Origin of the sequence: Micromonospora sp. URMC 106 (assembly GCF_051386395.1) — a bacterium.
GTDB lineage: Bacteria > Actinomycetota > Actinomycetes > Mycobacteriales > Micromonosporaceae > Micromonospora.
Map to the genome: position 1 here is coordinate 25,426 of NZ_JBPQTP010000066.1, position 11,890 is coordinate 37,315.

The 11,890-nt window shown below is 62.8% G+C and carries 10 protein-coding genes; 2 read left to right on the forward strand and 8 right to left on the reverse strand.

Annotation, left to right across the window (positions count from 1 at the left end; all coding sequences use genetic code 11):
* Window positions 1-82 precede the first annotated feature (82 nt).
* On the reverse strand, window positions 83-424 hold the full coding sequence (locus ACSNOB_RS20145; protein WP_436688053.1) for a hypothetical protein: 342 nt from the start codon (window positions 422-424) through the stop codon (window positions 83-85).
* On the reverse strand, window positions 417-743 hold the full coding sequence (locus tag ACSNOB_RS20150) for a hypothetical protein (RefSeq protein WP_436688054.1): 327 nt from the start codon (window positions 741-743) through the stop codon (window positions 417-419). The genes ACSNOB_RS20145 and ACSNOB_RS20150 overlap by 8 nt, the downstream gene beginning before the upstream one ends.
* A gap of 264 nt (window positions 744-1,007) precedes the next feature.
* On the opposite strand from ACSNOB_RS20150, the gene ACSNOB_RS20155 reads away from it, so the two are divergent.
* A complete protein-coding gene (locus ACSNOB_RS20155; RefSeq protein WP_436688055.1) occupies window positions 1,008-1,655 on the forward strand; it encodes a GntR family transcriptional regulator in 648 nt (215 codons plus the stop codon).
* Between the two features lie 45 nt (window positions 1,656-1,700).
* Here the strand turns inward: ACSNOB_RS20155 and ACSNOB_RS20160 are convergent, their stop codons facing one another.
* The 5 genes from ACSNOB_RS20160 to ACSNOB_RS20180 all read right to left on the reverse strand — a co-directional run bounded on the left by ACSNOB_RS20160 (window position 1,701) and on the right by ACSNOB_RS20180 (window position 9,627).
* The gene (locus ACSNOB_RS20160; protein ID WP_436688056.1) at window positions 1,701-2,492 is read right to left on the reverse strand and encodes an Eco29kI family restriction endonuclease; all 792 of its coding nucleotides are present in this window, start codon (window positions 2,490-2,492) and stop codon (window positions 1,701-1,703) included.
* Window positions 2,493-2,645: 153 nt separating this feature from the next.
* Window positions 2,646-3,476 (reverse strand): very short patch repair endonuclease, encoded by an 831-nt coding sequence (locus tag ACSNOB_RS20165; RefSeq protein ID WP_436688057.1) that lies wholly within the window; start codon window positions 3,474-3,476, stop codon window positions 2,646-2,648.
* Window positions 3,446-4,732, reverse strand: a complete 1,287-nt coding sequence (locus ACSNOB_RS20170) for a DNA cytosine methyltransferase (protein WP_436688058.1) — start codon at window positions 4,730-4,732, stop codon at window positions 3,446-3,448. Before ACSNOB_RS20170 ends, ACSNOB_RS20165 begins: the two co-directional genes overlap by 31 nt.
* Before the next feature lie 1,078 nt (window positions 4,733-5,810).
* A complete protein-coding gene (locus ACSNOB_RS20175; RefSeq protein WP_436688059.1) occupies window positions 5,811-7,511 on the reverse strand; it encodes a UvrD-helicase domain-containing protein in 1,701 nt (566 codons plus the stop codon).
* Entirely contained in the window at window positions 7,501-9,627 is a 2,127-nt protein-coding gene (locus ACSNOB_RS20180) for an ATP-dependent nuclease (RefSeq protein WP_436688060.1), read from the reverse strand. The genes ACSNOB_RS20175 and ACSNOB_RS20180 overlap by 11 nt, the downstream gene beginning before the upstream one ends.
* A 170-nt stretch (window positions 9,628-9,797) precedes the next feature.
* Between ACSNOB_RS20180 and ACSNOB_RS20185 the strand changes: the two genes are divergently transcribed.
* On the forward strand, window positions 9,798-10,868 hold the full coding sequence (locus ACSNOB_RS20185) for an MrcB family domain-containing protein (RefSeq protein WP_436688065.1): 1,071 nt from the start codon (window positions 9,798-9,800) through the stop codon (window positions 10,866-10,868).
* 319 nt (window positions 10,869-11,187) lie between these two features.
* Here ACSNOB_RS20185 and ACSNOB_RS20190 read toward each other — a convergent pair whose 3' ends face one another.
* Window positions 11,188-11,493 (reverse strand): WhiB family transcriptional regulator, encoded by a 306-nt coding sequence (locus tag ACSNOB_RS20190; protein ID WP_436688061.1) that lies wholly within the window; start codon window positions 11,491-11,493, stop codon window positions 11,188-11,190.
* Window positions 11,494-11,890 lie beyond the last annotated feature (397 nt).

An 11,890-nucleotide genomic window follows, 5' to 3' on the forward strand; every position in this document is an offset into this window, starting at 1 on the left:
CCGCTCGGGCACGGGTGTGATTGCCGTTGGCCGCCGCGATTGCCGCCCGAGCGGCATGGAAGCGCAGCCGGGAGATCGTCGGTCAACGCTCATCGCGCATCTCCATCGACTGACGTTTGGTCATCATGACCAGCCGGGCGTAGGTGAGTTCGTAGATGAGCCGGTCCAGTTGTACCCGGGAGAGCAGGACCGATTGGCTGGCGCCTTCGCGGGTGGCGTCGAGCTTCACGGCCAGGTCCCGACGCGCGAACCGGTCGAGCAGTAGCTGGACGCTGATCCAGCCGGTGCGCTCTCGTCCGATGGTGGCGGTCAGGCCCCGATGCATCGGATCGTTCGCCCCACAGCCCCGGCACCACGCCGGGCACCCAGCCTGCGCCGTCGACGGTTCCTGCGTGCTCTCTGCTGCGATCTTGCGATCAGGCATTGCCGGCCCCCGGGTCGCTACTCTGGGCAAGCAGATCGCGCAGTCGCTCGACCAGCTGGGAAACCTGCGTCAGCGACAGTTCAGCCCAGGCGTTGCCGGCGCGGCACCTCGCATGGACCGCGATCAGGGGCTCTCGCCCGTCAGCGCCGATCAGATACGTGATGACCATGCCGCTCTCTCGACTGTCGCCGACCTGGACGAGCGGACCGCGATGACGGCGGGCCATGTGCGTCATGAGCGGTGGCACCAGATGGCCGCAGCGGTCCGGGGCACACCAGTTCGGGTGGCTGGTGACGTCGGCCGCGTTCGTACGCGTCATCGCGGCCACCCCCCACCATTGCCCCCAAACCGCAGCGCAGGCAGCTCCCGCGTTGGCGCAACCGACCACCAGGACGGAGACGGAAGGGGTACCGGGTGCCGATTCGCCGGAACGTTGCGGTCTGCGATTCGAGCCGGTCCGCGGTTCCGGGACCACCAGGACGAGAACCAGCGGCGCCGACGGTGAGAGCCGGACATCGCACCTCCACGGATAGACGGGGGCCGGTGGCCGACCACGGGGGAATGCGGCCGGCCACCGGCCCGGATGAAGGCACGGCGCGCCGTCCGACGCAGACGGGTCGGGTATCGCCGAGCCAACTTGTCGCGCGGCTACCGCAACCGGTCCGACAGGACGCCGCGCATCACGAGCGGCCAGGGCCGGCACGACACCACCCCTGATACGAACCGTCACCCCGGCCGCACACCAAGAAACGTATCTACAAGTGGACGACTTGTCTATACCCGGAAACGACTTGAGTGGTCGGCAGTTGGTAAGACAAGTGCCAGGTACCGTGTCGGGGTGCCTCCCTCGACGTACGGACAGCCCAAATACAGGGTCATCGCGCAGAGGCTCCGCGAGCGGATCGAGGATGGACAGATGTCGCCGGGTGCCCTGGTGCCCACGGAGAAGGCGTTGATGGCGGAGTTCCGCGCGAGTCGAGGCACAGTGCGGCAGGCGATCGCGCTGCTACGAGAGGAGGGATACCTCCAGACGGAGCGCGCTCGCGGGACCTACGTACGTGACCCGCGGGCAGGGGGCGCAGGCTGGGAGCGTCTCCTAACGGTGCAAGCGGATGAAGAGCTTGCCACATTGTTCGGCATCAGCCCCGGAGAACCGATCGTATGTCGCCAAACCGTAGTCGGAGCAGGAAAGGACGACTTGGTTGTTGTAAGGAGGTACTCCAAGTCGTAGCGTTCACAATCTAGGAACCGAAAATCGGTATCAGAGAGAGGGCCTCTAGCCTAGATCGAAACTCTCTTGCAGGATTTCCAATTCCGCCTCGCGTGCTTCTGCCGTCGACATAATCCGGTACTCGCTCTCATCGAGCGCAACCTCAAGACGAGCGGCCTCGGCGAAAAACCGTTCCGGATCGAATATGCGAAGCCTTTTGTCCGGGTCCCTGCTCTTTGCCAGTTGCCAGATCACTGGCGGACGATCGCGACGAAAAGCCGTTACTGCGGCTTCGCGCGCTTGAGTAGGGGGCATGAGACTGATCTCGATCGCGCGCTCGACGCCCTGCAGCATCTCGTCTCTCGTGTACTGACGGTGAGGTAACTGCCCGGCTCGCGCCCGTCCTGGATGGATGGTGTCCCAAGACGAGCGGGCGTTCTTGCGAGCCGCGCCAGGTGGGTTGGAGCCGAAGCCATCTAGGAACGAATTCCAGAGTACCGGCCTGTACTGACGTAACAACGCGCGCTCGCCAAGGACGATCCAAGCGTCGTCGAGCGGTAGATAGCGCACCCTGAAATCGGACAGTCGGATATTCGAACCTGGGGACCGCTCAACTTCCTGAATGCTCTTGGAGTGCTTGATGATCCTATCCCAGAGCTTGCTTTCCTCGTAATTGGGTGCGTAGCCGTACCGACTACTCCCCGCCTCGGCCTTCCCGACATAAAGCGGTACATGGGTGTTCTTCAGTCGCTCATATAGCGGCAACTCGCCTACCCAATAAAGTGCGTATAGGCCGGCCCCTCGGAACTCGGGTAGGGGAAATGACTTGACCTTTTGCGAGTCGAGCTGCTCGCGCAACGACCGGCCGATTTCATCTGGGTCCAAGGGGTTGAAGCGCGGAGGAGCGGGGACCGAGGAGCGCTGGCGAGGTGGCACGGGATGACGATAGTGCATCGCGACCCTGGGTGTCCGTCCATGCTCGACAGAGACCGGGTGCGTCGCGGCCGTGGATCAGCCTGCCGGCGCCCGGGGGGTGGCTTGACGGAGCAAGGTGGCCACTCGTTCTGCTGCCTGAGACGCGTCCTCGTGCTCCCAGACGCGGACGACCTGCCAGCCTGCAAGGGCGAGCAGCGAATCCGTCTCACTGTCCCGTCGGCGGTTACTGACCACCTTCGCGACCCAAAAATCCTGATTTTTGGTCGCTGGCCTGTAGTGCTCGGGGCAGCCGTGCCAAAAGCAACCATCGACGAAGACTGCGACGCGAGCCTTGACGAAGGCGACGTCGGCTGTCCTTCGAAGCTTGGGGAGCACCTTGTAGTTCACACGGTAGCGAAGGCCCATCGCATGCAGTTGTGAGCGCAGCCGTCGCTCGGGCTTCGTATCCCGGCCGCGATTCCCGCGCATCACCGCTCGAACTGCTGGGCTTGACGCCCACGACTTGGCACGTGGCGAAGCGGGGGACGTTGCCTCCGTCGGACTGCTGGTAGCTATGCTTCCACGTGCGATTGTCCAGCCGGCTCGGAGGTTTTCAGCCCGCGTTTGATGCACGACCTCGCCTAGGTACCTCTCACGGGTCGTCCCCGAGTCTGACCAACGAAGATACGCACGAATTCTCCGAGTGTTGGCGTACACCCGCAGGCAGACGGAAGCACACGCCTGGCGCCCATCGGGCAGGGCGATCATTCGCGCCTCTCGGCCCCCGGCCGCTTCATCTTGCTCTGCGGCCCGCGTTCTCCGATTGGCACCTCGTGGACATCGCCAAGCGGCGTCCGGCGGTGTTTGCTGGTTCCACGGGGTCGACATGGCTGGAGCTACCGGTTTTCCTGTCGGCTGTCTGCCCATTTTAGGGCGGCTGCGACTGCAGTAGCGAAGACTCGCCCGAGTTCGACGGGAACAGCGTTTCCCAGTTGCCGCATCTGTTCGCCACGAGGGCCAGCGAGTTGCCAACTATCGGGGAAGGTCATGACTCTGGCCGTCTCTCGAACAGTCATGTATCGGTGGGACCCGTCATCCAACAACATCACCGACTCGCCGCCAGGCACGCCATGAACGCCAGCCTTAACTGTCTTCGCTGGGCGGTCAAGATAGTTTGGAGTGTGGCCAGCATAGATGCGGGCACCGGGCCATCCGATATGGTGGAGCCACATGCCGGATGGATGCTCCATCTTGTCGACGACATCCCTCGGTAGCGGCGGTTCATGTGGTCTATCGGGGTTTCCGTAGAGGGCGTCTCGAAGCGTTCGCCACGGCAGCGTTTCATCCGTGATCGGCTCAGCGTCAGGCAGCGATCGCACTACTGCGTCACGAACAGAGCCGGGTACGTCGGAGTGCCGTTCCCAGTAGGAGCCGTCCAGTTGGCTCTTTATCAGCGCATTCCGCGAATGGCTTTTGCGAGGCGCGAAGCGCTCAAGCCAGTCCTCGGCTGTGATGCCAAGGCTGGCCTTAAAGGCAACGATGATCACACGGTTCCGTACCTGAGGCACGCCATAATCGGCGGCGTTTACTTCCATGGGTATAACTACATATCGCTCCTCGGAATTCTGAGATATCTCTCGATCACGCTGGACTAGCTGGGCATCATGCGCTTCCCAGCTCGCATCTTCGGCGCGCTCCTCGAAAGGCAGGGAGAGCTCTCTCAAGATGTAATTGAAGTAAGGTCGGAACGAAGTCCTTAGGAGCCCGCGAACGTTCTCGCAGATGATCGCCTTCGGTTGAGTTTGCTGTACTACCTTAAACAGCTGGGGAAACATGTTTCGGGCGTCTTCGTAGCCCTTGTGAATTCCGCCGAGGCTGAAGGGCTGGCAGGGCGGACCGCCTGCTACAACGTCAACCTTCTGGGCGAGGTAATCGAAATTGAAATCTCGAATGTCGCCTTGGATTAGCGGCCATTCGTCATTCAGGGCGAGGGGGATGTGGTCTTCGCTCTTTCGCTTAACGGCGCCGTTCTTTAGAAGAGTCTCGCATGCCCGCGGCGCGAACTCATTCATCACTAGGTGACGAAATCCCGCCCTGTGCATCGCTAGCGCAAGGCCGCCGCCACCTGAGAAGAGCTCGATGCTGGTGCCGACCTCGGTCAGCGGTTCGTCCTGGTCCTCCACTCTAAAACCATACCGCGGAGAACGCGATCTTGGTAGTGCGACACGCCATACCTGCCGTGCGGAGGCCGACTCACGCTCCAACGTGTCGACCCCAGCACGCCGCGCCGCTCGGTCGTGGCGTGCTGAGTCACAGGCTCCACGATCAGCAAATCAGGGCGGCTGGTCTGTGCGCCGGTCGGCGATGAAAGAGGGACGTTGTGGCCAGGCGCGGCCGTCCCTCCCCGGTCGCTCCGTATCCTGAAGAGATGACCTTGGGGGAGGGATTGGAGGCCTGGTGACCGCACCGGATCCGAGAAGCGAGTAGGCCGGTTCGGCGATGGTCCTGGGCGCTAGTGGCGCCCGTATGCGTCGGCCCTCTTGCTGTTCCGGCCTCGTGGGCGGGTGCGGAAGCAGTTGGAGGCAGAGCGGGGTGAGGCGGCGCCGGAGGCCGCTGCGCGGGTGTGGTTTTTGAGGCTCAGCGCCGGTGAGGAGATCGGACTGTCGAGGGTGCTGGCCGGGCCACGTCATGACCAGCTGCTGCGGCAGTGGCGCGACTACCGGGTGGAGATGACTGGCTCCCGGCATTTGCCTTAGAAGGTGAAGACGGTGGGGTCGAGTGTTATCGAGCACCAGGGCGACGACCAGGCGACGGTGACCGAGCAGGTACGCGCGGTGTGGTGGGACTAGGGGCGGACCCTGCTTGCGGGCGACACGCACCCGTGGCAGTGGGAGCTGCGCAAGGACGACGGCGGGTGGCATGTCTGGTCGTGGACTTGCCACGATGGTGCGGGGTGCACGTTCGCGCCGACGTCTGCCGGTGATAGGAGCCAGGCGTAAAGCAGCCACCGAGAACTACGCGCGAGGCTTCGTCCCGGGGTCGCCGTCCATTTCTCGCCACTGGCCGCCGTCCGCCTGGACGAGGCGCTTGACCATCCCCGGGCCTCGTCCTCGGAGTCGAAGTCCCAGCGGAGCACCTTGCCCGCCTCGGAGGCGCCTGCCCTGGCAACGACGAGCCAGCGGACCTCTCGGGCGAGCCACACGTCCCGCCGGGTGAGCCGTCCCCATGTGTCGTTCCACCAGTGCGCTATCAGCTCTTTGGTTAGGAGATCAGGGGTGGTTGCGAGGCGTGGCGAATGATTACAACATGATGGCGTGCCCGCGTGATCGCAACTCGCAGAAGCCGCCGTCGGGACTGTATCTCGGTCTCTTTTTTAGTGAAATCGATGAGCTGATCATTGCCAAATCTTGTCTCAGCGATGATCACGCCGTCGAACTCCTTGCCTTTCGACTTGTACATGTTCATAAAAATCGTGGACGCGGTTTCTTCAGATGGAATCGCCTCGATCATCCGGTTGGCTAGGACTCGGCGCACAACCGCAGCCGCGTCCGTATACGCGGTGCCGTTCCAGGCGTCGGTTAGCGCCCAAGCTATTGCATCGGTTGCTTCCAGCAATCGGATTAGACGCGCCTTGCCGAAAATTTCCTTCAGTTCGATAGACCCGCTCAAACGGGCACGAGCAAGTTGCCAATCCTGCACTGGACTACCGGTGAGTTGGATCCCCTCGGAACAGGCGGCGGCGATTACCTTGGCAGTGTTTGATCGGACCTTGGTTCCAGAAGTGATGTTGTGCAGCGCACGCTCAAGCCTTACAACGGTCTTTCTCGCGCCCGAGGCCTTGGCGGACTTCACGCGGTAGAAGTTGCAGATGTGCTTCACCGTCACCGTGAGCGCTTCGCTTGGGTTGAGGCCGGGCCATTCCATGATCGAGGCGACCACGTAAGCAGACGCAGTCGCGAGATCCTGGTCGAGGTTGAGCTCGTGGTCCACGGCGGGGTAAATCTTTCCGCCGAGCTCACTGTCTGTCGCCGCCGTCTCTGATAGCCGACCCACGAGGGCGTTCGTCGGGGCCAGTACCGCAACAGTCGGCTCTCTGCCCAGTTCCTTGAGCAGATGCTGGCGCAAAACGACCAAGTATGCGTGAACCACGGTCTCAACCCTGCTTGGGTGGCTGTATTTGCCGTAGGTCAAGTTATTCGGCACCGGGACGCTGGGGTCGTTCCTTAGCACCGCGTTCGCGTATGCGAGCAGTCCTTGCCCGGGGCTGCGGTGGTTGTCTTTCGATAGGTCGAACGCCTTAGGTTGCAGGGCATCGATAGCGTCCTGGATTCGTTGCTCATTGACACCGGGCAGGTGATCGTAGATGCGCTGGTCGGGGTCGGCGAGGCAAATAACTGTCGATGCCGAGCTCAGTGCACGGATTGCTCGCCACTGGTCGTCGTTGGTGTCTTGGAACTCGTCGACGATCACGACGGGGTACGCGTCGCTATAGAGGGCTGCGAGGATGGGGTAGCGCTCGAAGAGGCCGGCCGTGGTGCAGGCGAGCAGGTCGAACACGTACTTTCCTTCGTCGGCGGCCAGGCGGCGGCTCTCGGCGGCCCAGTCGCCCTCGAACGCCGCTTGGAGCTGCTGTTCTTCGTCAGGAGTGATAAAAGATGACGGCTTGCCGGTTTGGAAACGGCCGTGGCTGCGCACGACGTCCATAAAGAAGGCATGGAAGGTGCGCACCTCCAAGCGCCGCCGCGTCTGCAGATCGAGTATCCCTGTCATCCGGTCGCTGATCTGTCGTACTGCGGCTCGTGAGAAACTGAGGAACAGTACGGACTGTTCCGGCTCTAAGGCGGGAACGACCTCGCGTGCTTTAAGTAGGGCAATGGAGGTTTTGCCGCATCCAGGACCGCCGACGATGAGCAAATGACCCGACGCCGCAAGGATTTCGAGTCGGGGTTGATCAAGATTCATCGGCGGCTTCGCCTGCGATATCGGTAGCTGGCCCGCTCGGTGCCTTATCAGCCAGTGCCTCGTTCATCTTAAATAGGAAGTCGACGATCGTCGCCGGAAGATCCGCCCGCGTGCGACACTCTCCGACGAGCAGCGGCGCGTAACCGTCGAAAGACCCCTTGCGCTTCGTTAGCACGTTACGCGTGTGGTCTTTGACGTCCTGCTCGCCTGCGGTGGCGTCGAGGATGCCGCAGTCCTGCGGGTAGTCGCTTCGGGTGCTGACGGCAGTACAGAATCTGCGCTGTACCTCAACCGGGATTTGATCAGTCAGCAACTCCTCGATCCCGGCGTAGTCGATCACCTGGTAGATGGTGAAGTCCGTTGCCTTCAAGTCCTGCTCTGGGGTCAACGGCCTGACCGGTGTGTCATGAATACCGAACACAGGCTTGCCCATCGCAGCGAAAACTGGCGCGTACAGCGGCACCGACGTATCTCCGCCGGCGTCGAACAAAGAGATGCCCATCAGGTCGAGGTGCTGATAGCCCGATGTCGGGTCCCGCTCCAGTATGTCAGCAGCGACACGCATAGCGGCGAGCTCAGTGGCTCCTTCTACGACACACACCGCGCGGGCCAGGACCGCTTCGGCGAACTGACGCTGGTTTGTCCAGTACTTTTTCAGCTTGTAGTCAGGTGGGAGAGCCACCGGCCAGCTCGTTAGCGCTCCGGCGTCGTCTCGGGCCACGGTGACCACATGGTCTGGATCGAACATTTCGATGACGTAGGGTGAGTGCGACGTAACGATCACTTGGTCCATCTGGTCGAGCGTGAACCGGACCAGTCTGCGCTGAGCATGCGGCGGTAGCGCGATTTCCGGTTCCTCCATCGCGAAGATGACCGACTGGTCCTCGGTCAGTTTGGCGATATAGGTGAGCAGTGCGAACACCAGTAGGTTCAACGATCCGGTGCTCAGCCGGTTGAACGGGACCGGGTAGGTGCCCGGCTGTGTCGACACGAACAGCCGGAGGACTTCGCGCAGATGTTCGCGGGTGAGATCCGATACGTGCACGTCCACGGCTGCCGGATTGTCCGTGAGGTTGATGAACTGGCTGACAAGTTTGCGGACCTCGGTGCGGATCTTCGCGAATCCCGAGCCGTCCCCGGTAACCACCACTTGGTCCACGTCGCGAATCGCCCGCTCCCATAGCGACACGTCGGTGCCTTGGGCCTCCAGTCGGACGATCGTATCGATCAACGATCCCCGTTGGAAGCTGAGTGCTCGGCTGCCGGTCCGATTGGCGCGCAGGTAGATAAATCCGCACATCCGCTTGTCCTCGCGTTTGAAGGGCTTGCGGCCTTGCCCGAGGTCGCCTCCGAAGTCGGCGAAGCTGTCGGAAATGACCTCCGGGTACGCGAAGAAGGTACCTGCGGCGAAGTCATCTTCGTCGGGGTCGAAGCGACCGATGAACACCACCGGTAGGCACCATGTTCCCTCCGGCACCGCATTAGAGGGTGGCGCCGTAGCGGCAGTGGGATCCTGGGCCTCGCTGAGCGTCGGTGGTGCAGGGGGTACCACCTCGTCCAGCAAGTCCTGCTTGCTTGCCGACCAGACTCGCAGATGGCTGCGGAAGCGGCGAGTGGCTTCTTTAGAAAGGTCGGTCAGGATTACCTCGATCCTGATTTCTGGGGTAGTCCCGTCAGCCAGCAGGTATTGGCCGGCGAAGAAGTCATGCTCGTCGATGACTGGACGTCGGCTCATCCGCTCCGGCCCCAACACGAGGTCGAGGGCGTCACAGATCGTGGACTTGCCAACGCTGTTACCGCCCACGAGCAGGGTGTGACCATCCAGCAGCACCGTTCCGCTCTTCGCGCCGCGGAAGTTCTGGAAAGTGATGCGACTTACCTTCACCTGCACTCCTTGAGGCATCTGCCATGCGGTCCGGCAAGTATGCGGCCAGCCTGGGGCGAGCGCGATGCCCGAAGCGGGGCCGCACGGGTCGATCTGTCCGAATAGGACCTCTTTGCGTAGCTGGCGGTTCTCCTCGGCCGTCTCGCTGATGGGCCGGTCGTGACGGTCGTCAGCCTCGGCCACGGCCTGCCGGATCCAACTCCGCAACGCGTTGTGATCAAGGAGCTTCATGGAAGTGGGGTGGCTCACCGCTGCGAAAGATCCCTATGCTCTCTGCCATGCCTCTCCCGCCCGAGCCTCTCGCCGGCTTGAAGCTGCGCGAGAATGAGCACCGCCTACGGCGGCTGCTCCAAGAGGTCCTGGATTTGGCGGTTCGGTATTCCCGCGACAGCTCCCCTGCCATGCAAGCCAGAGACACGGCGACTAAGGAGATCGCTGACTGTTTGAAGGTCCTCGTCCCCGTGGCCTCCGCTTCGCTCGGTCTTGAGCATCTAGATCTGGACGTCGACGGCGGAGGCCGTAGGGGCAGTTACGGTCCTGTCCCTTGGGTGCGAATCTTCTCCAAGCGTTACGCTCCAACTGCCCAGGAGGGCTTCTACCTGGTGTACCTGTTCGCTGCTGACGGCTCGCGGGTCTACCTGTCCCTGATGCAGGGAACGAGTGAATTTCGAGCCGGGAAGCGTCGGCCGGCCAAGAACCGCAAGGTGATCGCCTCACGCTCAGCCGAGGCGCGAACGTTACTGCGACGCACTGCAGGCGTCTCGGTCGACGCGGAGAACATCGACACGATTGATCTGGGCGCCGGCGCGTTGTCGTCTGTCGGATCGGAGAGTCGCAGACGAATCCACAACTATGAGGCGGGCGCTGTCCTGGCTCGCTGCTACAACGGCCGCCTATTGCCGCCAGGCGAAGGCCTGTTCCAAGACCTCATCCACATGCTGCCGCTGCTTGCCTACCTCCATCGCGAGCCGGTCTCCTTGGACCCCCCGCGATTGACGGCTGGACGTGCTCGGCAGGATGTGGTCGAGGAAGCGGACCAAGGCGTTGCCCGACTGCGGCAAGGCCGCCTGCTCGACCCCGTCATCCGAAAAGCGATTGAAGTCCGCGCCGAGGACCTAGCCGAAGCCGAACTGCACAAGTGGGGCTGGGAGGTCGACCGGGTCGGAGCTTACAACCGCGGCTACGACCTCGACTGCCGGCATCCAGATGGGCGGACGCTGCACGTCGAGGTAAAGGGCACCCAGTCACGTGGCGAGGAAGTGGTGCTTACCCCCAACGAAGTTCGTCACAGCCAAGGTGCGACGGGGTGTTTAGCAGAGCACGCCCTATACATCGCATCGGAGATCCGAATTAGTCACGATGATGGCGTGATGGCCTTGGACGGCGCGGGGCGGTGGCTTCGACCCTGGGTCATCCAGTCGGACGACCTGATCCCCACCGAATACGCCTACCGCCCCTCTGAGCCGAGCTAGCCCAGCAGCCACCACGACCCAGGTGGAGAACTTCGACTTGGCGCTCGCCCAACTGGGAACAGCCTCATCCCGGGCGACCGTTGGCGATCAAACCGGGGCGACCCGGGTCGTGACCCCCGATCCAAGCCGTTGTCTCACCACCGAGCACCTAAGCCGGCTTGACGATCCTGACCGCACCTCGTCTCCTACGGTCAAGCGAGGACCACGCACTGAGGGCGTTCGGTAGTAGGTGCGGTTCAGCCTTGGACGTGGATCCCGTCAGCCACACGAATGAAATGTTCGTCAGACGTGGCGCCGGCATGCAGCTCGTCGGGTGAGCTCAGCCGGCAGCGAGACCAGCCATGTCCAGCTCGATGCTTCGCAGCGGGTACTCTGTGTAGAAGCTGACCTCCGATGCGGTGACATTCTCGGCTCGCATCCGCCCGACCACGGTCCTGCGGTGGATCGTACGTTCTGAGCGTCGGCGAACAGCCTCGCGTTCTGCTGCGGTCAGCCCGGCGAGGAAGGTGGTCTTGTCCATGCTCTCGGTGGCGTAGACCGTACAGTCCTTCAGGCTTTGGCACGAGGCGCAGACGGCTCTCGCGGCGGCGAGCAGAGGCAAGTCCTCAAGGTCGCCGTCGAACACCGACTGTTGAGTACTCTCGTCCGGAAAGCCCGGTGCGGGCCGGCCACAGGAGCCAGCGCGTGGGGGCTCGCCGACAGCGGCGAGGAGCGGGTAGAGGAGATCTTCGGCAGGGTGTTTCGATGGAGGCATGTCACTCTCTTGACCTTCAGGACGTGGTGGCCACCGCTCACGTCATTGAGTTCCAGAGAGGACTGCCCGGTCTCAGGTTGGCGGATCGGTCGGCTCGGGCATCGCCTTCACCGCCGCGTGGTTGTGCCTGCGGCACCCGCTACACCATCGGAGTGGCCCCGGCAGGGCTCCATGCGGATGTTCTCGTTGTCCCGGGGGTGACACGATCCGCGCCACCCGGGTAGTTGGTACACCTGAGCCGGTGGGGGGGGGGGGGGGGGGGGGGGGG

Excerpts from the sequence above, each read along its gene's own strand:
- ACSNOB_RS20145 (WP_436688053.1), bottom strand. The coding sequence starts at position 424 with ATGCCTGATCGCAAGATCGCAGCAGAGAGCACGCAGGAACCGTCGACG.
- ACSNOB_RS20150 (WP_436688054.1), bottom strand. The coding sequence starts at position 743 with ATGACGCGTACGAACGCGGCCGACGTCACCAGCCACCCGAACTGGTGT.
- ACSNOB_RS20155 (WP_436688055.1), top strand. The coding sequence starts at position 1,008 with ATGAAGGCACGGCGCGCCGTCCGACGCAGACGGGTCGGGTATCGCCGA.
- ACSNOB_RS20165 (WP_436688057.1), bottom strand. The coding sequence starts at position 3,476 with ATGGGCAGACAGCCGACAGGAAAACCGGTAGCTCCAGCCATGTCGACC.
- ACSNOB_RS20175 (WP_436688059.1), bottom strand. The coding sequence starts at position 7,511 with ATGAATCTTGATCAACCCCGACTCGAAATCCTTGCGGCGTCGGGTCAT.
- ACSNOB_RS20180 (WP_436688060.1), bottom strand. The coding sequence starts at position 9,627 with ATGAAGCTCCTTGATCACAACGCGTTGCGGAGTTGGATCCGGCAGGCC.
- ACSNOB_RS20185 (WP_436688065.1), top strand. The coding sequence starts at position 9,798 with ATGCAAGCCAGAGACACGGCGACTAAGGAGATCGCTGACTGTTTGAAG.